The organism is Methylobacterium sp. Leaf361, assembly GCF_001424445.1.
Lineage (GTDB): Bacteria > Pseudomonadota > Alphaproteobacteria > Rhizobiales > Beijerinckiaceae > Methylobacterium.
Map to the genome: position 1 here is coordinate 242,315 of NZ_LMPY01000023.1, position 20,557 is coordinate 262,871.

A 20,557-nucleotide genomic window follows, 5' to 3' on the forward strand; every position below is an offset into this window, starting at 1 on the left:
CGTCGAGATCGAGGACTGCATGTCGGACGCAGCTGATGCCGGGCTTCCGAGCCTGCCGCCGGACAATCCCTTCCGCGAGGCGCAGTGGAGCACCCCGCACGGCCTCCCGCCCTTCGAGCGGATCCGGCCGGAGCACTACCGGCCCGCGTTCGACGCCGCCCTGGCGGCGCACGATTCCGAGATCCGCGCCATCGCGAATGAGTCCGCTCCCGCCACCTTCGGCAACACCGTCGAGGCGATGGAGCGGGCCGGCCTCGCCCTCGAGCGCGTCGCCGGCGTGTTCTACAACCTGACAGGCAGCCACACGAACCCCGAGCTGCAGGCCATCGAGCGGGAGATCGGGCCGAAGCTCGCCCGGCACGGCAGCGCCATCTACCTCAACCCCGAGCTCTGGGCCCGGATCTCGGCGATCGACGCCGAGGGCCTGAGCGCGGAGCAGCGCCGGGTCCTCGACCGGTACCGGATCCGCTTCCGTCGGTCGGGGGCGGATCTCGGGCCCGAGGACAAGGCCCGCATCGCCGAGATCGCGGCGCGCATGTCGGAACTCGGGACCACGTTCAGCCAGAACCTCCTGGCGGACGAGAGCAGCTTCACCCTGCCGCTGCAGGGCGAGGAGGATCTGGCCGGCCTGCCGCCGTTCCTGCGGGCCGCGGCCGAGAGCGCCGCGAAGGAGCGCGGCCTCGACGGGCACGTCATCACCCTGTCCCGCTCGCTGATCGAGCCGTTCCTGGTCTGCTCGACCCGGCGCGACCTACGCGAGCGCGCCTACGCGGCCTGGACGCGGCGCGGCGAGAACGGTGGCGCGACCGACAATCGGGCGATCATCGCGGAGATCATCCGGCTGCGCGCCGAGCGGGCGCGGCTCCTCGGCTTCGAGAGCTTCGCCCATTTCGCCCTCGACGACACGATGGCGGCGAGCCCGGACGCGGCAACCGGGCTGCTGCGGGACGTGTGGACGCCGGCCCGGGCGCGGGCGGCGGAGGAGCGCGACCGTCTCCAGGCCACCATCCAGGCGGAGGGGCACAACTTTCCCCTCCAGGCGCACGATTGGCGGCACTACGCCGAGAAGGTGCGGCGCGCCGAGCACGACCTCGACGAGAGCGAGATCAAGGCGTACCTGCCGCTGGAGCGGATGATCCAGGCGGCGTTCGACACGGCCTCGCGGCTGTTCGGTCTGACCTTCACGGAACTCGCCGACGTGCCGCGCTACCATCCCGATGTCCGAGTCTGGCGGGTCGGCAATCCCGACGGGTCCGAGGTCGGCCTGTTCCTGGGCGACTACTTCGCCCGCGCCTCGAAGCGGTCCGGCGCTTGGATGAGCGCCTTCCGCTCGCAGGAGCGCCTGAACGGGACGGTCACGCCGATCATCGTCAACGTCATGAACTTCGCCAAGGCGCCGGACGGCGAGGCGACGCTGCTGTCCTTCGACGACGCGCGCACCCTGTTCCACGAGTTCGGCCACGCCCTGCACGGGCTGCTCTCGGACGTGACCTACCCGCTCCTGTCGGGGACGGCGGTGTCGCGCGACTTCGTAGAGCTGCCCTCGCAGCTCTACGAGCACTGGCTGGAGCAGCCGGAAGTCCTGCGGACCCACGCGCGCCACCATCGCACGGGCGAGCCCATGCCCGACGCCCTGCTGCGGAAGCTGCTCGCCGCGCGGACCTTCAACCAGGGTTTCGCCACCGTGGAGTACACGTCCTCGGCGATCGTCGACATGACCCTGCACCTCTCGGCGGAAGGCGAGGGCGGTCTCGACGTGCCCGCCTTCGAGGCCGAGGCGCTGCGGCGGATCAGCATGCCGGCCGAGATCAGCATGCGGCACCGGACGCCGCACTTCGCCCACATCTTCTCGGGGGACGGCTACGCCGCCGGATACTACAGCTACCTCTGGTCTGAGGTGCTGGACGCGGACGCCTTCGACGCGTTCCGCGAGGCCGGCGACATCTTCGATCCGGAGACGGCGAAGCGGCTGCGGACCTTCGTGTACGGGGCCGGCAATTTGCGCGACCCGCGCGAGGCCTACACGGCCTTCCGCGGGCGGATGCCGAGCATCGAGCCGCTCCTGAAGAAGCGCGGGCTCGCGGCCTGAGCGACGGGCGTGCGGTAAGGGTTTCGTAAACAAACGTCCTTAACGAACGCTTGCAGCGCGAGGCCGCGTGCGGAGTTCGGGGCGATGACGAAGATCGAAGCCAAGCAGGGCGTTTCCCAGGGCATCTCGCCGGCCGACCTGCTCAAGGCCGCGGTGACCGGCAAGACCGACGCCGCGGCCGCCGCGACCGAGACCGCGGCCTCGCCGGCCCGCGGGAAGTTCGCGCTGGCGTCGCTGGCGCGCCTGGATCCGAAGCGGTTCGCGATCCCGGGCGCGACCCTGGCGGTCGGTGTCCTCCTGGGCGGGGGCGTCATGGCGCTCTCCCGCCCGGCCTCGGTCCGGCCCGACGCGCTCGCGGCCCTCGAGACGACGCTCGATGCCGGCCGCACCGAGACCGTGCGCCTCGCCGCCGACATCGCGCAGCTCCACACCGTGCTCGCCGACCTGCGCGCCTCGACCGACGTGGCGCGGAAGGAGGCGGCCAGCCGCAGCACCGCCCTCGGCGAGCGCCTGGCGCAGGTCGACAAGAGCCTGAACGGCAAGATCACGGCCCTCGGCGAGCGGCTCGAGCAGGTCGAGCGCGACCACAACACCCGCCTCAGCGGCCTCGCCGCGCAGCTCGACCGCCGCGCGGCCGCGACTCCGGCCGTCGCGAAGGCGGAGCCGACCCAGACCGGCAGCATCGGCGAGCCCGCCCGCGCCGCCGAGGCGAAGCCCGAGGTCAAGGTCGCGGACGCCAAGGTGAGCGAGCCCAAGCCGAAGCCGGCCGCGTCCGACAAGCCGCCGGTCATCGAGGGCTGGGCCCTGCGGGACGTCTACGAGGGCACCGCGATCCTGGAGAACCGCCGGCGCCGCCTCGTCGAGGTCGCGCCCGGCGACGTCATCCCGGGCGTCGGCCGCGTCGAGGGCGTCGAGCGCCACGGTCGGGAATGGGTAGTGGTGACCCGCCAGGGCCTCGTCACCGCGCAGGCTTGGTAGCCCTCAGCGGCCCGTGAACCCGGTCGGCGCCAGCTCGCCGGGCGCGATCGGGAAGCGCGGCTCGATCGTCATCGGATCGGCCAGGGCCGCCGCGCGCTCAGCGCGCCTGCGCCCGTGCCGCAGGGCCCGGGTCTGCGCCGCGCGGGTCGGGTGCAGGATCGCAGCGAGCAGGGACTGCCCTTCGAACTCGCTGTCCAGGTTCTTGGCTTCGAAGACGGGCATGGCCGGCCTGCTTGAGTGCGGTGCCGGACACTGCCGAAGGCGTCGATCCGGGCCACATCCCCAATAACGGGGATCGCGTGGACAGGTTCCGTCAAGCTTTCGCTCCGCAACCTCTTTTTTACTTTCGTCCAGGCGCCACCCGAATGCAGTGCGGCCGCGCACACCGGCCCGCGGTCAGACGAACTGGTTCAGCCCCGGGATCGAGCCGATGATCGGGCCCATCGCGTCCTCGCCGACCTTCTCGCGGCCGAAGGCGAACAGCTCCTGGCCGAGCGGCTGCATCTGACCCATCGGCACGCCGGCGGCCATCAGCTTCTGGCCGAGCGCCATGACGCCGCCGCCGCCCATCATCCCGCCGAGCATGCCCATCAGCCCGCCGCCGCCGCTCTCGCCGGCATTCGACTCGGCGATCAGCGCCTCGGAGCCCGGCAGGGCCGCCAGCAGCTGGCCGACCTCGGCCGCGGGCCCTTCTTTCTGCAGGAAGGCCAGGATGTGCCCGATGGCGGTCTGAGCGGTCGCGGCGTCGAGCCCAGTGCGGGTGGTGACGCGGGCGAGCAGTTCTTCCATGGTGATGATCTCTTCGGAACGCTTCCAGACGTCCTTCGACTCTGAGGCGTCGGAAATCAAGCGCGCGGCATCGCTTCCCAGGAAAACTCCCCGGTTACAGCGGGCACGGTGCCGCAGCGCGCGACCTCGCCAAGGGCCGCCCCTTCCGGTAGACCCACGGTCAGTCTTGAACCGTTCCAGGCCGCCGGGCTGGATGATCCAGGGAGTTGCCGGACCATGCGGGTCGGCCTGTTCGTGCCGTGCTACGTCGACGCCTTCGAGCCCGAGGTCGGGATCGCCACCCTCGAGCTCCTGGAGCGCCTGGGCTGCACGGTCGAGTACCCGTTCGACCAGACCTGCTGCGGCCAGCCGATGACCAACACCGGCTGCCACGCCGAGGCCGCCGCGACCGAGGCGCTGTTCGTCAAGAACTTCTCCGAATTCGACTATATCGTCGCCCCGTCGGGATCCTGCGTCCATCAGGTGCGCGAGCACCTGACGGCGATCCCGCAGACCGACGAGGTCCGGCACGTCCGCGCCAGCACCTACGAGCTCGTGGAGTTCCTGCACGACGTGCTGAAGGTCGAGGACCTGCCCTGGGCGAACTTCCCCCACAAGGTCGCCTATCACACCAACTGCAACGCCCTGCGCGGCATCCACCACGCGCGGCCGACCGAGCTGGTGAAGCCCTACTTCTCGAAGCCCCTCGACCTGCTGCGCCTCGTGAAGGGGGTCGAGCTCGTCGACCTCGCCCGGCCGGACGAGTGCTGCGGCTTCGGCGGCACCTTCTCGGTGTTCGAGCCCGCCGTCTCGGCGAAGATGGGCTACGACAAGGTCGCCGATCAGAACCGGGCCGGGGCCGCCTACGTCGTCTCGGCGGATTCCTCCTGCCTCATGCACCAGAAGGGCTGCGCCGAACGGCTCGGCTTGCCGCTCAAGTACATCCACATCGCGCAGGTGCTGAACGGAGCCGCCGCATGAGCGCCGAGGACCTCAACCCCCGCGAGCGCGAAGGCGTCATCCACCCCGAGGTGCGGGCCGGCCACGACGAGAGCGAGCGGGCGCCGGACGGCCGGCGTCTCCAGCACGCGGAAGCCGCTTCGAAGCCGATCCGCGCCCCGCAGACCCGGGAGCCGCAGCCGCGCGGCGCGAAGATCCGGGGCGACCGGCCGATCAACCAGTCGGAGGCCGCCGAGCGCTTCCTCGCGGCGCCGCTGCACCAGGCCGCCCACGACGAGCGCCTGTGGGACCTGCGCAAGAAGCGCGACGCCTCCGCGCACGGCATCCCGGAGTGGGAGGAGCTGCGCGAGCTCGCCTCGCAGATCAAGACCCACACGCTGAGCCACCTTGACCGGTACCTCGAGCAGTTCGAGGCGGCCGCGAAGGCCAACGGCGTCCACGTGCACTGGGCGAAGGACGGCGCCGATCACAACCGGATCGTGCTGGACATCCTGCGGAGTCACGGCGCGAAGACGCTGGTGAAGTCGAAGTCGATGCTCACCGAGGAGTGCGGCTTCCGCCACCACATGGCGGCCAACGGCATCGAGGTCATCGAGACGGATCTCGGCGAGCGGATCCAGCAGCTCGACAACGAGGAGCCGAGCCACGTCGTGGCGCCCGCCGTCCACAAGACCCGGATGGACGTGGCCGAGGTCTTCGCCAAGACGCTCGGCACCGATCCGGACAACGACGACGCGCACTACCTCGCCGAGAGCCAGCGCGAGACCACCCGGCCCTACATCCTGAAGGCCGATGCCGGCATGACCGGATGCAACTTCGCGATCGCCGAGACCGGCACGGTCGTGACCTGCACCAATGAGGGCAACGCCGACCTGTCCGGCAACGTGCCGCCGCTGCAGATCCACTCCATCGGCATCGAGAAGATCATCCCGAAGGTCGAGCACCTCGGGGTGTTCATCCGCCTGCTGTCGCGCTCGGCGCTGGGCTCGCCGATCACCCAGTACACTTCGCATTTCCGCGGCCCCCGCGCGGGCACCGAGATGCACATGGTTCTGGTCGACAATGGCCGCTCCGAGCGCCTCGGCATGGAGGAGTTCTGGACCTCGCTGAAATGCATCCGCTGCGGCGCCTGCATGAACACCTGCCCGGTCTACCGGCGCTCGGGCGGCCTCTCCTACGGCGCGACCTATTCGGGGCCGATCGGGCTGATCATCGATCCGACCTTCAACAAGCGGAAATACTCGACGCTGCCGTTCTCCTCGACGATGAACGGCTCCTGCACCAACGTCTGCCCGGTGAAGATCAACATCCACGAGCAGATCTTCGCGTGGCGGAAGGTGCTGGTCGAGGAGCACCAGATCCCGGCGCTCAAGCAGGGCATGATGAAGGCCGCGGGCGCCGTGCTCTCGCGCCCGGCCGCCTACCGGGCGGCGATCGGCGCGGCGGATTCCGCCCTGAAGGTCCTGCCGCGCTTCGCGGTCTACAACCCGCTCAACACCTGGGGGAAGAAGCGCGAGATGCCCGACGCGCCGCGCCAGACCTTCCACGCCTGGTACAAGCAGAACCGCATGAAGGACACGGGTCGATGAGCGCCCGCGACGCGATCCTCGACGGCATCCGCAGGAACCGGCCGGCCGGCGACTTCCCGCTGCCGGAGGTGCCGCTGTTCGCGCCGCTGGTCGGCGAGGACCTGGTCGCCGAGTTCGGCGAGCGGCTGAAGCGCATGGGCGGCCGCGTGGCCGAGCCCGGCACCGGCGACGTGTTCGCGGGCGTGCGCGAGCGCCTCGACGCCGCCAAGGTTATCGCCTCCGCGGTGCCGGAGCTGACCGGCAACCGCGACCTGCGGAGCGTGCGCGCGCCCCAGGAGGTCGAGGACGTGGACGTGGCGGTGGTCCGCGCGGTGTTCGGCATCGCCGAGACCGGCTCGGTGCTGTTCACGCAGGACCAGCTGATCGTCAACGCCGTCGCCTATCTCGCGCAGCACCTCGTCGTACTGCTCGACCCGGCCGACATCGTGCCGAACGTGCAGGCGGCCTACCGCCGGCCGGAATTCGGCCGCTCGGCCTACGCGGTGCTGCATACCGGCCCGTCGGCCACCGCCGACATCGAGGGCGTCCTCATCCACGGCGCGCAGGGCGTGCGCTCTCTGACGGTGGTGCTGCTCCCGAGGGATGCCGCCGAGCGCGGCTGAGACCGTATCGATCGCTTCAACCGTCCTTGCGAGTGGAGCGAAGCAATCCAGGGACGCACTATGTGCCCGGCGATGTCGCGCCGCCCTGGCTCGCTTCGCTCCGCTCGCGATGACGGTGGCGCCGTCCGACGCACGCGGCGCCCCCGTCTCGCCCGCGCCCCCCCGATCGAGCCGGAACCGACGGTCGGGCGCGCCCCTTGCTTGGACGGCGGATGGGCCGTCATCCGGCAAGGAGATCCGATGCGCTACACTCTCGGTTGCAGCCTGTCCTACAACATCCTCTCGGACACCACCTTCATCTTCAATTTGGAGGTGGCGAAGCTGAAGAGCGTCGAGATCCTGAGCGAGAGCCTGGTCCTGACGCCGAACCTCAAGCGCGATCTCTACACGACCCCCGATCTCCAGAACCGCTATCTCGCGGTCAACGTCCCGACCGGTCAGTTCGCGCTGGAGTACAATGCCGAGGTCGACCTGACCGTGCACCGGGCCGACCCGGCGACCGTCAACGAGACGCCCATCGGGCAGCTGCCCCTCGACATCCTGCCGTTCCTGCTGCCGAGCCGGTTCGTCTCATCGGACCGGCTGACGCCCTTCGCGCTCGCCGAGTTCGGGGCGCTCCCCAAGGGCCATGCGCGCGTGAACCAGATCTGCAACTGGATCCACGACCACATCGCCTACCAGCCCGGCTCCAGCGACGGCGAGACGACCGCCCACGAGTCGCTCCTGAAACGCGCCGGCGTCTGCCGCGACTTCGCGCATATCGGCGCCGCCTTCTGCCGGGCGCTCGGGATCCCGGCCCGGTTCGTGAGCTGCTACGCCCACGGCCTCGTCCCGAGCGACTTCCACGCGGTATTCGAGGCCTATCTCGACGGGCGCTGGTGGCTGTTCGACGCCACCCGGCAGGCCGACCTCGACGGGCTGGTGCGGATCGGCGTCGGGCGCGACGCCGCGGAGATCGCCTTCTCGACGCCTTTCGGCAACATGCAGCCGGTCAATCAGCAGGTCCGGATCCAGCGCGCGGACGGGCAGGGCAGCCCGATGCCGCGCACGGTGGACGCCATCTCGACCGAGATCCCGGCGCCGCACGCCGGAGCGGCCTGAGCGCGGATCCGGCCGGGATCACGTCGTCCTGTGATCCCGTGATCCCGGCCGCGCCGCGGCGAAGCGGGTGCCGGTGCAGGACGCCCGATCCCGGCCTGCGTCGGCGAAGAGCGGCGCGTCGGCCGCGATGAGCGGCACGCGGGCTCCATTCGATCAGGCCCGCGACGCCGCCACGGACGCGCGCCGGACCCGCCGTTCCGGCGAGCGAGGACCGCGCGGCGCGCAAGCAGATTGGCGCGCCGGACCCGCCGCGGCGGCGGCGCGACATGTCGTTCCGCCCGTCGATCGGCGTATTGCCGGCGCCGGTCCCGCGCAGGGATAGTGATACAGCGACTTTCCGGGTGCCGGATTGCCGCGTCCCGTCCGGATCGCGGCCGGGAGATCCTCGGCTTGCCCGAAGACAAGTTGCGTCTCGACGAAGCGCCTAGTCAGCGCCGCGCGGTTGTCCTTCATCTTGTCGTCACCGCCGAAATGGCCGCAAGCGTGGCTGTGGCGGGGTCGCAACACCGTAAAACGATCCCCGCTCCGCCCCGAGACCTGCCCGTAAACGCCGCGATCCCGCCATAGTCCGGGCCCACCTCAACATCCGCGGTAAACGGCAAATTCGACAACGGTTTACCGTTCGGAAACGAGGACTTCCCGAGCACGCGGACGGATCTCCCGGCGCCTCGCGAACGGCGACGCGCCGCGGTTCAACGCACCCTCGGGATCGGCTGCGAAGGCTTGGTCTGAAGTCATGGTGACGCGTTTGAACGACAAGTCGAAGCTGCCGAGTCGCCACGTCACGGAGGGGCCCGACCGCGCCCCGCACCGCTCCTACCTCTACGCCATGGGCCTGACCCGCGAGCAGATCCACCAGCCGCTGGTGGGTGTCGCCTCCTGCTGGAACGAGGCCGCGCCCTGCAACATCTCGCTGATGCGCCAGGCGCAGGCGGTGAAGAAGGGCGTCGCCGCCGCCAACGGGACGCCGCGCGAGTTCTGCACGATCACCGTCACCGACGGCATCGCCATGGGCCATGGCGGCATGCGCGCGTCGCTGCCGTCGCGGGAGGTCATCGCCGACTCGGTCGAGCTGACCATGCGCGGCCACGCCTACGACGCCCTCGTCGGCCTCGCGGGCTGCGACAAGTCGCTGCCCGGCATGATGATGGCGATGGTCCGGCTGAACGTGCCCTCGATCTTCATCTACGGCGGCTCGATCCTGCCCGGCTCGTTCCGCGGCAAGCCCGTGACCGTCCAGGACCTGTTCGAGGCGGTCGGCAAGGTCGCCGTCGGCGACATGAGCCTCGAGGACCTCGACGAGCTGGAGCAGGTCGCCTGCCCGTCGGCCGGCGCCTGCGGCGCGCAGTTCACCGCCAATACCATGGCGACCGTCTCCGAGGCGATCGGCCTGGCGCTGCCCTACTCGGCCGGCGCCCCGGCTCCCTACGAGATCCGCGACAAGTTCTGCGCCACCGCCGGCGAGAAGGTGATGGAGCTCCTGGAGAAGCGCATCCGCCCGCGCGACATCGTCACCCGCAAGGCGCTGGAGAACGCCGCCACGGTGGTGGCGGCCTCGGGCGGCTCCACCAACGCGGCGCTGCACCTGCCGGCGATCGCCCACGAGTGCGGCATCGAGTTCACCCTGTTCGACGTGGCCGAGATCTTCCGGCGCACGCCCTACATCGCCGACTTGAAGCCCGGCGGGCGCTACGTCGCCAAGGACATGTTCGAGGTCGGCGGCATCCCGCTGCTGATGAAGACGCTCCTCGACCACGGCTTCATGCACGGCGACTGCCTGACGGTCACCGGCCGCACCATCGCGGAGAACATGGATCGGGTGACCTGGAACCCGGACCAGGACGTGGTCTATCCGGCGAACCGGCCGATCACCCCGACCGGCGGCGTCGTCGGCCTCAAGGGCAACCTCGCCCCCGAGGGCGCGATCGTGAAGGTCGCCGGCATCCCGGCCGAGAAGCAGGTCTTCACCGGCCCGGCCCGCGTGTTCGACGGCGAGGAGGCCTGCTTCGCGGCCGTGCAGGCCCGCAGCTACGAGGAGGGCGACGTCCTCGTGATCCGCTACGAGGGCCCGCGGGGCGGCCCCGGCATGCGCGAGATGCTGTCGACCACCGCGGCCCTCTACGGCCAGGGCATGGGCGACAAGGTCGCGCTGATCACCGACGGGCGCTTCTCGGGCGCGACCCGGGGCTTCTGCGTCGGGCATGTCGGCCCCGAGGCCGCCGTGGGCGGCCCGATCGGGCTGCTGCGCGACGGCGACGTCATCACCCTCGACGCGATCCAGGGCACGCTCAGCGTCGCCCTGTCGGACGCGGAGCTGGCCGAGCGGCGCAAGGCCTGGACCGCGCGGCCCAACACCGCGACCTCCGGCTACCTCTGGAAATACGCGCAGGGCGTCGGCCCGGCCTTGTACGGCGCCGTCACCCATCCGGGAGGTGCCAAGGAGACGCAGAGCTATGCGGACGTCTAGGACTGACCTCAGCCGGCGCAGGACGCCGGCCGGGGCCGATCCCGGTCGGTTCCGGTCCGTCGGCCGGCTCGCGGTCGCGACCTGGGCGCTCGCCCTGGTCGCGCTGCCGGTCGCGCCGTCGCGCGCCCTCGACGCCAATGTCCGCACGCCCGTGCAGGTCCCGGTCGCCGACAAGAGCTACCGCTCGGCCAAGGACGCGCTGCGCGCCGGCATGCGCGAGTACAATGCCGGCGACAAGCAGGGCGCCGCCCGCGCGCTGGAATACGCGGCCGGCCAGGGCCACGCCCTTGCGCTGTGGAAGCTCGGCCGGATGTACGCCGACGGCGACGGCGTCCCGCACGACGACCTGAAGGCGTTCGAGTTCTTCTCGCGGATCGCCGACGCCAGCACCGATGACGGGCCCGATCCGCAGAACTCGGCGGTCCTGGGCAGCGCCTTCACGGCTCTGGGCACCTACTTCCTGGAGGGGATCAAGGGCACCTACGTGCGCCCCAATCCCGAGCGCGCCTACGACATGTTCAACTACGCGGCGTCCTACTACGGGGACCCCAACGCGCAGTACAATCTCGCCCGGCTCTACCTCGACGGCACCGGCGTCGAGGCCGACCCGCGGCAGGCCGCGCGCTGGTTCAACCTCGCCGCCGAGAAGGGCCACCACCCGGCGCAGGCGCTGCTCGGCGACATGCTAGTCAACGGCCTGGGCGGCATCCCGGTCCAGCGGGTGCGCGGCCTGATGTGGCTCTCGCTCGCCCGGGAAGGCGCCGAGAGCCGCAAGGACGACTGGATCGTCGCGCTCTACGAGAAGAACTGGGCGGCCGCCAGCGAGGACGACCGCGCCGAGGCACAGACGCAGCTCCAGACCGTGGGCTCGATCCGCAAGCGGCGCTGAACCGCCCTCGACTGTGCAAGCGGCGCTGGAGCGGCCTCAGCTCTTCGCCGCGGCGATCGCCGCGGTGAAGGACGGCTGCTCCAGCGTCGCCGCCACCCAGTCGGCGAGCTTCGGCCACCGGGCGCCGTCGACCGCGACCTTGGCCAGCCGCAGGTTGTGGAACGGCGCCGCCACGGCGATGTCGGCGATGCCGAACCGGCCGCCGACGAGGTAGGGCCCGTCGATCTGCGATTCGAGGTAGTCGAACAGCAGCGGCAGCGCCGTGTCGACGGTCCGCTGCGCCAGGGCCTCGTCGCCCTCGACCTTGAACAGGCGGGGCTTGAGGAAGCGCTCGACGAACGGCACCAGCACCTGCCGGGTCAGCTCGCACTCGCCGAACTTGTCGAACCAGCGGGCGCGGGCGGCGTCCCGCGCGTCCTCGGGGATCAGCGCGGGCGCCGGATGCAGCCGCTCGAGATAGTCCACGATGGCGCTCGAATCGGCGAGGCGATACCCGGCATCCTCCATCGCGGGGATCTTCCCCATCGGGCTCGCCGCCCGGAAGCCGGGATCCTGCGCGTGGAAGCCGACCGGGCGGTGCTCGAAGGCGACGCCCTTCTCGTAGAGCGCCGCGAGCACCTTGCGCACGTAGGGCGACACGCTGCTGCCGTAGATGATCATCGTCGTTCCCCCCGATCGCGGCTCTAACCGGCCGCCAGCTCCGCCGTCACCGGCACGTGGTCCGACGGCTTGTCGAGCCCGCGCATGTGCTTCTGGACCGAGGCCGAGACCAGGCGGTCGCCGGCCTGGGGCGAGAGCAGCAGATGGTCGATGCGGATGCCGGCATTCCGCTGCCAGCACCCGGCCTGATAGTCCCAGAAGGTGTAGAGCCCGTCGCGCGGGTCGCAGGCGCGCAGGGCGTCGGTGTAGCCCTCGGCGAGGATCGCCCGGAACGCGGCCCGGGTCGTCCCGAGGAACAGGGCGTCCGAGCGCCACGCCTCCGGATCGGCCGCGTCGGCCGCCTCCGGGATGACGTTGTAGTCGCCCGCCAGCACCACCGCGATCTCGTCGTCCAGCAGCGCCCGGGCGTGGAGCCGCAGCCGCTCCATGAAGGCGAGCTTGTACGGGTATTTCGGGCTGTCCACCGGGTTGCCGTTCGGCAGGTAGATCGACGCCACGCGCACCGGGCGGGTGTCCGCGCCCGAGATCAGCGCCTCGATGTAGCGGGCCTGCTCGTCGGCGGCGTCGCCCGGCAGCCCGCGCCGAATCTCCGACATGGCCAGCGGCGCCCGGACCAGCAGCGCCACGCCGTTATAGGCCTTCTGGCCCAGCGTCTCGACCGCGTAGCCCGCTGCCTCGATGTCGGCGCGCGGGAAGGCCTCGTCCTGGCATTTCAGCTCCTGCAGGCAGACCACGTCGGGCCGCGCCTCCTCCAGGAAGCCGAGGAGGTGCGGGAGCCGCTGCTTGATCGAGTTGACGTTCCAGGTGGTGATCCGCATCGCCTCGCTTCCGGTCGCCGCCCGGCCGTCATCCGCGCTTCGCGTCGCGCTGACAAGGCCATCCCGGCGCAAGGACGGGGAAGTAGGGTCGGCGGATGAACTGGTTCGAGCCGGTGTCGGCTTACTGCGAGCGGGGCGGGCCGGACTTCTGGGCCGAGCCCGCGAACGCGCTGTCGAACGCGGCCTTCCTGCTGGCCGCCGCCGCCGCGGCGCGGCGCGCCGCCGTGGCCGATCCGCCGGACCGGACCTGCCTCGGGCTGGCGGCCCTGATCGCCGTGGTGGGCGTCGGCTCGTTCCTGTTCCACACCCTGGCGGTCTACTGGGCGATGCTCGCGGACGTCGTCCCGATCGCGCTGTTCATCTACGCCTATCTCGCGCTGGCCCTCTCGCGGTTCCTGCGCTTGGCGCCGGTCCGGGTCGCGGCGGCGACGGGCGGCTTCGCGCTCCTCGGATTCGCGCTCACGCCCCTGCTCGACGGGCTGACCGGCCTCGACGTCGCGCGGCTGACCAACGGCTCGGTCGACTACCTGCCGGCCCTGCTGGCGCTGTTCGGCGTCGCCTGGGCGGCTGCGCGGCGGCCGGAGGAGCGCTTCGTCGGGACCGGGCGGCGGCTCGCCGGCATCGGCCTGCTCTTCCTGATCTCGCTCGCGGCGCGAACCGGCGACCGGGCGGCCTGCGCGCTGCTGCCGACCGGCACGCACCCGCTCTGGCATGTGCTGAACGCCGTCGTCCTGTACGCCCTCGTGGCGACGGCGATCCGCCACCGGGAGACCACCGGGTGACACGCCCCGCGGTCCCGGGCCAATTCCTTGCGGGCGGGGCGGAATTCTTGCAGAAGTGCGCCGCATCGGGCGCCCGGCCCATCGCGGTCGCCCGGGCACGGAAGGGGTCATGACAGTGAGCTTTCGCCTCGGGATCGCCGGACTCGGGACCGTCGGTGCGTCCGTTGTCCGGATGGTCGAGCGCCGCCGCGCCGCCTTCGCTGCGGCGGGCCTCGACATCCGCGTCACCGCGGTCTCCTCGCGCGACCGTGGCCGGGACCGCGGCCTCGACCTGTCCGGCATCGCGTGGTTCGACGATCCGGTGGCGCTCGCCCGGTCGGAATCCGTGGACTGCGTGGTCGAGTTGATCGGCGGCGCCGAGGGACCGGCCAAGGCCGTGGTCGAGGCGGCGCTCGCGGCGGGCAAGCCGGTGGTGACCGCCAACAAGGCGCTGCTGGCCCGTCACGGCGCCGCCCTGGCCGCGCAGGCCGAGGCGAAGGGCGTGGCCCTCGCCTTCGAGGCGGCGGTGGCCGGCGGCATCCCGGTGATCAAGACCCTGCGCGAGGGCCTGCCGGGCAACGCGGTCTCCCGCGTTTACGGGATCCTCAACGGCACCTGCAACTACATCCTCAGCCGCATGGAGCGCGAGGGGCTGACCTTCGAGGCCTGCCTGAAGGACGCGCAGGCCCTGGGCTACGCCGAGGCGGACCCGACCTTCGACGTCGAGGGGTTCGACACCGCGCACAAGCTCGCGATCCTGACGAGCCTCGCCTTCGGGACCGCCGTCGACGCCGACGGCGTGTCGGTCGAGGGCATCTCCCGGGTGCAGCCCCTCGATCTGCGCATGGCGGACGAGCTCGGATACCGGATCAAGCTGCTCGGCGTCGCGCAGGCAACCGAGGCCGGCATCGAGCAGCGGGTCCACCCGACCATGGTGCCGAAATCCTCGGCGATCGCGCAGGTCATGGGCGTGACCAACGCCGTGACGATCGACGCGGACGCGGTGGGCGAGCTCACGCTCATCGGTCCGGGCGCTGGCGGCGAGGCCACGGCCTCCGCGGTGGTGGCCGACATCGCCGACGTGGCGCGCGGCGTGATCCGCCCGACCTTCGGCGTTCCGGCCGCGGCGATGCGCGCCAGCGAGCGCGTGGAGATGCAGCGTCACGAGGGCGGCTACTACATCCGCCTTACCGTCCATGACCGCCCGGGCGTCGCGGCCGGGGTCGCGCAGCGGATGGCCGAGCGATCCATCTCCCTGGAGAGCATCCTGCAGCGCCGCGTCGAGGGGCCGGAGGCCGATCCGCGCGGCCGCTCCGGTCGGCCGGTGCCGCTGGTGCTGATCACCTACGCGGCGACCGAGGGCAACATCCGCGACGCCCTCGACGCCATCGGCGCCGACGGGCTGCTGGCGGAGCCGCCGCAGCTGATCCGGATCGAGCGTGAATAACAGTGCATACGGTAGCGTGACCCCCCACCGCTTGATGCAGGATAGTGGGCATTAGCGAACCGGCGTATACGCTGCGCGGCCGTCATCCGACGGTATCCATCCGGGATCCGACCCCAAGATCGGACCCGGCCAGAGGCAGGAAACCATGGAAGAGGCCCCCAAGCCGGCATCGCGCGGCGTCCCGCGCACGCTCGCCCTCGAACTGGCCCGCGTGACGGAGCGTGCCGCCATCGCCGCCGCCCGATTGCGTGGGCAGGGCGACGAGAAGGCGGCCGACCAGGCGGCGGTCGACGCGATGCGCGACGAACTCAACGGCCTGCCGATCCGCGGCACCGTGGTGATCGGGGAGGGCGAGCGCGATCAGGCGCCGATGCTGTTCATCGGCGAGCAGCTCGGTCTCGGGGAAGGGCCCGAGGTCGATATCGCGGTCGACCCGCTGGAGGGCACGACCCTCTGCGCCAAGGACATGCCCGGCGCCATCGCCGTCATGGCCATGGCCGAGCGCGGCTCGCTCCTCGCCGCGCCGGACGTCTACATGCAGAAGATCGCGATCGGGCCCGGATACCCGCTCGGCCTCGTCGATCTCGACGCCAGCCCGACCGACAACATCGCGGCGCTGGCCCGGGCCAAGGGCGTCGACCCGAAGCAGATCACCGCGCTGATCCTCGACCGTCCCCGCCACGCGGCGCTCGTGGCCGAGGTGCGGGCGGCCGGCGCTGCGGTCCGCCTGATCTCGGACGGCGACATCGCCGGCATCATCTTCACGGCGAGCCCTGAGGAGACGGGCATCGACCTCTATCTCGGGACCGGCGCGGCGCCCGAGGGCGTGCTGGCGGCCGCCGCGATGCGCTGCATCGGCGGCCAGATGCAGGGACGCCTGATCCTCGACACCCCGGACCGTCGGCGCCGGGCCGCCGAGATGGGCATCGAGAATCTGGACCGGAAATACGACCTGACCGATCTCGCGAGCGGCGACGTCATCGTGGCCGCCACGGGCATCACCGACGGGGCCCTCCTGCGCGGCGTGCGCTTCCGGCCGGACAAGATCCAGACCGAGACCCTGGTGTACCGGTCCGAGGCCGGGACGGTCCGCCGGATCCTCGGCGAGCACCGGCGCGGGCTGACCTGAACCGGCGGACCGCCGGTCCCGGACCGGCGGCGCTTGGGCGGTGGGCCCGGCCCGGCCTCAGTTCAGCACCACCACCTTGCTGCCGACGCCGACCCGGCTGAACAGGTCGATCGCGTCCTGATTGATCATCCGGATGCAGCCCGACGACACGCTCTTGCCGATGGAGAAGGGCTCGAGGGTTCCGTGGATGCGGAACAGCGTGTCCTTGTTGCCCTGCCAAAGGTACATGGCGCGGGCGCCGAGCGGATTGCGCAGACCGCCGGCGACGCCGAGACCGCTCTGCAGCTTGTCGACCTCGCTGGCGAGCTTCGGGCTGCGGGCGATCATCTCCTTCGGCGGATACCAGTCCGGCCACGCCTGCTTGGAATTCACCGTCGCGGTGCCCGACCACGAGAAGCCCTGCTTGCCGACGCCGACGCCGTAGCGGCGGGCCCGGCCGTTCGCCTCGACCAGGGTAAGCTGGTGGGCCCGCGGGTCGACGATGATCGTCCCCGGCTCGTAGGGACCGTGATAGGCGATCTCCTGACGGAGGAACGCGGGGTTCATCTTCTTGTAATTGAACGCCTGGACCGGGAACACGTCGTCCGTGATCGGGCCGTAGATCTTGGCGTAGTCGATCGGCTCGTTGTCGGGCGCGCGGAGCACGGCCTTGGCCTTCGCGGCCTCCAGCGGCGAGAGCCCTTCGGCCGGGGGCGCGCTGCCCGGGCGTGCCGGGACCGTCGGGTCCGTCTCCAGGTTGGCGGCCGGCGGCGGCGCGACCGGGGCCTGCGCGGCGGGCGGCGAGGGTGCCGGGCGCACGAAGTCGGTGCGGCCGGTATAGGGCAGGTAGCGGCCGCCGCGACGCACGTAGAGCGCGCCGTTTTGATCTTGGTAGAGCTGACCATCGTCGCCGAACCCGTCGATCCCGGCATCGCCCACGGGGCCGCGGCCCTGGGCGTTTGCGGCGGAGGCGAGGGCGAGGACCGTGAAGCCGGCCAGGAGAAGGCGACGGATCGGGGCGGACATGGTTCGAATTCCTCGGGAGGCGCCGCCGGGGCTTGCCGCGACGCGCAGGCGAGCGGGCCGGCACGAAGTCGCGGCACAGCTCATCCCGGGGCTTAGCAAAGGTCGCGCTTTACCGCCAAGTTGCTGACGGTCATCAAGGGCAACTTACAGGGTCTTCCGGATCGTTTCTCGCCGCGTGTGTTGCCTTCGTGCAGCAACGATTTCGGCCGCGCCGCTCACCGATCCGTGAGGGCGTCGGGCGAGCGCCCGTTTACTCGGCACGCCTGCCTCGCCGAGCGGCAGCGACTCGGCGCCAGCGACTTGGCGGATTGCGGTTCGGCCGCGGCGCCGCGACGGCCGAGCGATCCGGTCGGCGGGCGTCCGTCCGGGATGGCACGCTTGCTGCATTGCCCAGTCAGCCGCGCCTGCTGCGGCGGCGGAGCAACGACGCTCCAAACAGCGGACGGTGTGAGTCCGGATCCCCGGCATGAGCGACCGCACGGCGGTTCGCCCACTTACGACGAGCACCAGCTATGGCCAGCTTCAAAACGGTGATGAAGTCGGGTCACCCCCCGACGCTGTTCGCGGCATTCCTCTACTTCGATTTCTGCTTCGCCATCTGGGTCCTGAACGGCGCCATGGGCCCGTTCATCACCGAGACCTACAAGCTGACGCCGGCCCAGACCGGCTTCATGATCTCGCTACCGATCCTCGCCGGTGCGCTGATGCGCTTCCCGCTCGGCGTCCTGGCCCAGTATATCGGCCGCAAGAACGCCGCGATCACCGAGATGGTCGTGATCATGCTGGCAATGGCCTACGGCTATCTCTTCGTCTCCTCCTACAACGACGTGCTCGCCATGGGCGTGCTGCTCGGCATCGCCGGCGCGTCCTTCGGCGTCGCGCTCTCCCTCGGCTCCGGCTGGTTCCCGCCGGAACACAAGGGGCTGGCGATGGGCATCGCGGGCGCCGGCAATTCGGGCACCGTGCTGGCCGTGCTGTTCGCCCCGCCGCTGGCCCAGGCCTACGGCTGGCAGACCACCTACGCCTTCGCGGGCCTCGTCATGCTGCTGCCGCTGGCGGTCATGATCGTGCTCGCCAAAGAGCCGCCGGATTGCGAGCACCAGTCCTTCAAGGAACACGTCTCCTGCCTGTTCACGAAGGATGGCTGGGCGTTCTCGCTGATCTACGTGATCACCTTCGGCGGCTTCATCGGCCTGTCGAACTTCCTGCCGACCTTCTTCTACGAGCAGTTCGCGGTGACGAAGGTCGAGGCCGGGCGGCTGACGATGCTGGCGGCCTTCATGGGCTCCGGCATCCGGATCGTCGGCGGTTACTTCGCCGACCGGATGGGCGGCATCGCGGTGCTGTCGGTGGTGCTGCTGGCGGCGATCGCGACCCTGCTCTCGCTGACCGCGACCCCGTCGCTGGCGCTCACGACGCTCCTGTTCATGCTGTGCTTCGCGGCGCTCGGCGCCGGCAACGGCGCGCTGTTCCAGCTCGTCCCGCTGCGCTGGCCCACCAACACGGCGGTGGCCGGCTCGATGATCGGCGAGATCGGCGCGCTCGGCGGCGCGATCCTGCCGAACGTCATGGGCCTGTCGAAGCAGTATACCGGCTCGTTCTCGCTGGGCTTCGTCGGCTACGCCGTCTTCACCGCGATCGTGCTCGGTTGCCTCGCCCTCTGGCAGCGCAAGTGGGTCGGGAGCTGGGTCGGACCGCGCGGCAAGGCGCTCGGCAAGGCGATCGGCGCCCCGACCGAGGCCGAGCAGGGTCAGCTCCGGCCCGCGACGGCCTGACCGGCGCCGCGGCGCCTCCCGGCGACGACCGACACGAGACGGGGGCCCGGGCGGCCCCCGTTTTCAGTTGCACCCCGTGGAATGAATTCACGTGCCGGATGCACGTCGGCGGTTGCGTTCCGCCGCGCGACGCGTTTGAATAATGCATTACGAAAGAGCGCCCGGTCCGAGAGCCGAGGTGCCCGGCGACCGCGCGAGGCGGCGCCCCCATGGGAGGAACGGTCGATGTCGAAGCGCTTCAGCGCCACGAACGGCGTGCTCGGCCTGCTCTGTCTGATGTACTTCATCACGTACCTGGACCGGGTGAACATCGCCACGGCCGGTGCGGAGATCATGCGCGATTTCGGCATGTCGAAGACCGATTTCGGTCTGATCCTGTCGGCCTTCGCGTACCCCTACGCGATCTTCCAAGTGATCGGCGGCTCGGTCGGCGACAAGTTCGGCGCCCGGCGCACGCTGCTCGCCTGCGGGGTGATCTGGGCCTCGGCGACCATCCTGACCGGCATGGTCGGCGGCCTCGTCAGCCTGTTCATGGCCCGGGTGCTGCTCGGCTTCGGCGAGGGCGCGACCTTCCCGACCGCCACCCGCGCCATGCAGAACTGGACGGCGCCCGGCCGGCGCGGTTTCGCGCAGGGCATAACCCACGCCTTCGCGCGGCTCGGCAACGCGGTGGCGCCCCCGATCGTGGCCTTCCTGATCTACCATTTCGGCTGGCGGACCAGCTTCGTCATCCTCGGCGCGGTGAGCTTCGTCTGGGTCGCGATCTGGTGGCTGTACTTCCGCGACGACCCGTCCGAGCATCCGGCGATCACCGAGGCCGAGCTCGCGACGCTGCCGCCGCCCCGCCAAGTCGGCGCGAAGCAGAGCGTGCCGTGGGGCGCCCTGACGCGCCGGATGCTGCCGGTCACCGTCACGTATTTCTGCTACGGCTGGACCCTGTGGCTCTTCCTCGGCTGGCTGCCGAGCTTCTTCAAGGAGAACTACAGCCTCGACCTGAAGAACTCGGCCCTGTTCGCCTCGGGCGTGTTCTTCGCCGGCGTCGTCGGCGACACGGTCGGCGGCCTGCTCAGCGACTCGATTCTGCACCGCACCGGCAAGGTGAAGCTCGCGCGCCTGTCGGTGATCGTGATCGGCTTCCTCGGGGCCGCCGCGAGCCTCGCGGGCGTGTTCATGACCCGGGACCTGACCCTCGTGGCGCTGCTCCTGTCCTCGGGCTTCTTCTTCGCCGAGTTGGTGATCGGACCGATCTGGTCCGTGCCGATGGACATCGCGCCGAAATACGCCGGCACCGCCAGCGGGCTGATGAACACCGGCTCAGCGGTGGCGGCGATCGTCTCGCCGATCGTCTTCGGCGTCATCGTCGACGTGACCGGGAGCTGGACGCTGCCCTTCGTCGGCTCGATCGGCCTGTGCCTGCTCGGCGCCGCGCTGGCCTTCACGATGCACCCCGAGCGGGAGTTCGTGGATCCCGTCACGCCGCCGGTCGGCCCCGCGGCCACCGTCCCGGCCGGGGAGTAGC

Annotated in this window: 18 protein-coding genes; 13 read left to right on the plus strand and 5 right to left on the minus strand. The window is 70.8% G+C overall.

Annotated features, from left to right (window positions below):
* The first annotated feature begins 19 nt into the window (after positions 1–19).
* Positions 20–2,089 (plus strand): M3 family metallopeptidase, encoded by a 2,070-nt coding sequence (locus ASG32_RS17050; RefSeq protein ID WP_056529264.1) that lies wholly within the window; start codon positions 20–22, stop codon positions 2,087–2,089.
* Positions 2,090–2,173: 84 nt separating this feature from the next.
* Entirely contained in the window at positions 2,174–3,067 is an 894-nt protein-coding gene (locus ASG32_RS17055) for a hypothetical protein (RefSeq protein ID WP_056528394.1), read from the plus strand.
* Positions 3,068–3,070: 3 nt separating this feature from the next.
* Here the strand turns inward: ASG32_RS17055 and ASG32_RS17060 are convergent, their stop codons facing one another.
* Positions 3,071–3,289 carry a hypothetical protein gene (locus tag ASG32_RS17060; RefSeq protein WP_012319883.1) on the minus strand — a complete coding sequence of 73 codons (219 nt, stop codon included), beginning with the start codon at positions 3,287–3,289 and terminating at the stop codon, positions 3,071–3,073.
* Between the two features lie 174 nt (positions 3,290–3,463).
* Positions 3,464–3,856: a DUF2267 domain-containing protein gene (locus ASG32_RS17065; protein WP_012319882.1), complete on the minus strand. Its 393-nt coding sequence runs from the start codon at positions 3,854–3,856 to the stop codon at positions 3,464–3,466.
* A 216-nt stretch (positions 3,857–4,072) separates the two neighbouring features.
* On the opposite strand from ASG32_RS17065, the gene ASG32_RS17070 reads away from it, so the two are divergent.
* From ASG32_RS17070 to ASG32_RS17095, 6 genes are all read left to right on the plus strand, one after another.
* The gene (locus ASG32_RS17070; protein WP_056528397.1) at positions 4,073–4,816 is read left to right on the plus strand and encodes a (Fe-S)-binding protein; all 744 of its coding nucleotides are present in this window, start codon (positions 4,073–4,075) and stop codon (positions 4,814–4,816) included.
* On the plus strand, positions 4,813–6,384 hold the full coding sequence (locus tag ASG32_RS17075) for a lactate utilization protein B (protein WP_056528400.1): 1,572 nt from the start codon (positions 4,813–4,815) through the stop codon (positions 6,382–6,384). Before ASG32_RS17070 ends, ASG32_RS17075 begins: the two co-directional genes overlap by 4 nt.
* On the plus strand, positions 6,381–6,986 hold the full coding sequence (locus ASG32_RS17080) for an LUD domain-containing protein (protein WP_056528402.1): 606 nt from the start codon (positions 6,381–6,383) through the stop codon (positions 6,984–6,986). The genes ASG32_RS17075 and ASG32_RS17080 overlap by 4 nt, the downstream gene beginning before the upstream one ends.
* A gap of 240 nt (positions 6,987–7,226) precedes the next feature.
* Entirely contained in the window at positions 7,227–8,087 is an 861-nt protein-coding gene (locus ASG32_RS17085) for a transglutaminase family protein (RefSeq protein WP_020091882.1), read from the plus strand.
* Between the two features lie 736 nt (positions 8,088–8,823).
* Positions 8,824–10,554: a dihydroxy-acid dehydratase gene (ilvD, locus tag ASG32_RS17090; protein WP_020091883.1), complete on the plus strand. Its 1,731-nt coding sequence runs from the start codon at positions 8,824–8,826 to the stop codon at positions 10,552–10,554.
* Positions 10,541–11,443 (plus strand): tetratricopeptide repeat protein, encoded by a 903-nt coding sequence (locus ASG32_RS17095; protein ID WP_056528405.1) that lies wholly within the window; start codon positions 10,541–10,543, stop codon positions 11,441–11,443. Before ilvD ends, ASG32_RS17095 begins: the two co-directional genes overlap by 14 nt.
* A 36-nt stretch (positions 11,444–11,479) precedes the next feature.
* Here ASG32_RS17095 and ASG32_RS17100 read toward each other — a convergent pair whose 3' ends face one another.
* The gene (locus ASG32_RS17100; protein WP_056528408.1) at positions 11,480–12,103 is read right to left on the minus strand and encodes a glutathione S-transferase family protein; all 624 of its coding nucleotides are present in this window, start codon (positions 12,101–12,103) and stop codon (positions 11,480–11,482) included.
* 23 nt (positions 12,104–12,126) lie between these two features.
* On the minus strand, positions 12,127–12,921 hold the full coding sequence (gene xth / locus ASG32_RS17105) for an exodeoxyribonuclease III (protein ID WP_020091886.1): 795 nt from the start codon (positions 12,919–12,921) through the stop codon (positions 12,127–12,129).
* Between the two features lie 95 nt (positions 12,922–13,016).
* On the opposite strand from xth, the gene ASG32_RS17110 reads away from it, so the two are divergent.
* The 3 genes from ASG32_RS17110 (at position 13,017) to glpX (ending at position 16,258) form a co-directional block, all read left to right on the plus strand.
* Entirely contained in the window at positions 13,017–13,703 is a 687-nt protein-coding gene (locus ASG32_RS17110; RefSeq protein WP_056528411.1) for a ceramidase domain-containing protein, read from the plus strand.
* A 109-nt stretch (positions 13,704–13,812) separates the two neighbouring features.
* Entirely contained in the window at positions 13,813–15,129 is a 1,317-nt protein-coding gene (locus ASG32_RS17115; RefSeq protein ID WP_056528413.1) for a homoserine dehydrogenase, read from the plus strand.
* Between the two features lie 145 nt (positions 15,130–15,274).
* Positions 15,275–16,258, plus strand: coding sequence for a class II fructose-bisphosphatase (glpX, locus tag ASG32_RS17120; protein ID WP_056528416.1), 984 nt, complete (start codon positions 15,275–15,277; stop codon positions 16,256–16,258).
* A 57-nt stretch (positions 16,259–16,315) separates the two neighbouring features.
* Here the strand turns inward: glpX and ASG32_RS17125 are convergent, their stop codons facing one another.
* Positions 16,316–17,263 carry a L,D-transpeptidase gene (locus ASG32_RS17125; protein ID WP_056528419.1) on the minus strand — a complete coding sequence of 316 codons (948 nt, stop codon included), beginning with the start codon at positions 17,261–17,263 and terminating at the stop codon, positions 16,316–16,318.
* A 512-nt stretch (positions 17,264–17,775) separates the two neighbouring features.
* On the opposite strand from ASG32_RS17125, the gene ASG32_RS17130 reads away from it, so the two are divergent.
* Positions 17,776–19,038 carry an MFS transporter gene (locus tag ASG32_RS17130; protein ID WP_056528422.1) on the plus strand — a complete coding sequence of 421 codons (1,263 nt, stop codon included), beginning with the start codon at positions 17,776–17,778 and terminating at the stop codon, positions 19,036–19,038.
* 225 nt (positions 19,039–19,263) lie between these two features.
* Positions 19,264–20,556 carry an MFS transporter gene (locus ASG32_RS17135; protein ID WP_020091892.1) on the plus strand — a complete coding sequence of 431 codons (1,293 nt, stop codon included), beginning with the start codon at positions 19,264–19,266 and terminating at the stop codon, positions 20,554–20,556.
* The last annotated feature ends 1 nt before the right edge of the window (position 20,557 follow it).

What these genes read in the sequence shown, in the direction of transcription:
- ASG32_RS17050 (WP_056529264.1), top strand. Translation starts at nt 20, where the DNA reads ATGTCGGACGCAGCTGATGCCGGGCTTCCGAGCCTGCCGCCGGACAAT.
- ASG32_RS17055 (WP_056528394.1), top strand. Translation starts at nt 2,174, where the DNA reads ATGACGAAGATCGAAGCCAAGCAGGGCGTTTCCCAGGGCATCTCGCCG.
- ASG32_RS17060 (WP_012319883.1), bottom strand. Translation starts at nt 3,289, where the DNA reads ATGCCCGTCTTCGAAGCCAAGAACCTGGACAGCGAGTTCGAAGGGCAG.
- ASG32_RS17065 (WP_012319882.1), bottom strand. Translation starts at nt 3,856, where the DNA reads ATGGAAGAACTGCTCGCCCGCGTCACCACCCGCACTGGGCTCGACGCC.
- ASG32_RS17070 (WP_056528397.1), top strand. Translation starts at nt 4,073, where the DNA reads ATGCGGGTCGGCCTGTTCGTGCCGTGCTACGTCGACGCCTTCGAGCCC.
- ASG32_RS17075 (WP_056528400.1), top strand. Translation starts at nt 4,813, where the DNA reads ATGAGCGCCGAGGACCTCAACCCCCGCGAGCGCGAAGGCGTCATCCAC.
- ASG32_RS17080 (WP_056528402.1), top strand. Translation starts at nt 6,381, where the DNA reads ATGAGCGCCCGCGACGCGATCCTCGACGGCATCCGCAGGAACCGGCCG.
- ASG32_RS17085 (WP_020091882.1), top strand. Translation starts at nt 7,227, where the DNA reads ATGCGCTACACTCTCGGTTGCAGCCTGTCCTACAACATCCTCTCGGAC.
- ilvD (WP_020091883.1), top strand. Translation starts at nt 8,824, where the DNA reads ATGGTGACGCGTTTGAACGACAAGTCGAAGCTGCCGAGTCGCCACGTC.
- ASG32_RS17095 (WP_056528405.1), top strand. Translation starts at nt 10,541, where the DNA reads ATGCGGACGTCTAGGACTGACCTCAGCCGGCGCAGGACGCCGGCCGGG.
- ASG32_RS17100 (WP_056528408.1), bottom strand. Translation starts at nt 12,103, where the DNA reads ATGATCATCTACGGCAGCAGCGTGTCGCCCTACGTGCGCAAGGTGCTC.
- xth (WP_020091886.1), bottom strand. Translation starts at nt 12,921, where the DNA reads ATGCGGATCACCACCTGGAACGTCAACTCGATCAAGCAGCGGCTCCCG.
- ASG32_RS17110 (WP_056528411.1), top strand. Translation starts at nt 13,017, where the DNA reads ATGAACTGGTTCGAGCCGGTGTCGGCTTACTGCGAGCGGGGCGGGCCG.
- ASG32_RS17115 (WP_056528413.1), top strand. Translation starts at nt 13,813, where the DNA reads ATGACAGTGAGCTTTCGCCTCGGGATCGCCGGACTCGGGACCGTCGGT.
- glpX (WP_056528416.1), top strand. Translation starts at nt 15,275, where the DNA reads ATGGAAGAGGCCCCCAAGCCGGCATCGCGCGGCGTCCCGCGCACGCTC.
- ASG32_RS17125 (WP_056528419.1), bottom strand. Translation starts at nt 17,263, where the DNA reads ATGTCCGCCCCGATCCGTCGCCTTCTCCTGGCCGGCTTCACGGTCCTC.
- ASG32_RS17130 (WP_056528422.1), top strand. Translation starts at nt 17,776, where the DNA reads ATGGCCAGCTTCAAAACGGTGATGAAGTCGGGTCACCCCCCGACGCTG.
- ASG32_RS17135 (WP_020091892.1), top strand. Translation starts at nt 19,264, where the DNA reads ATGTCGAAGCGCTTCAGCGCCACGAACGGCGTGCTCGGCCTGCTCTGT.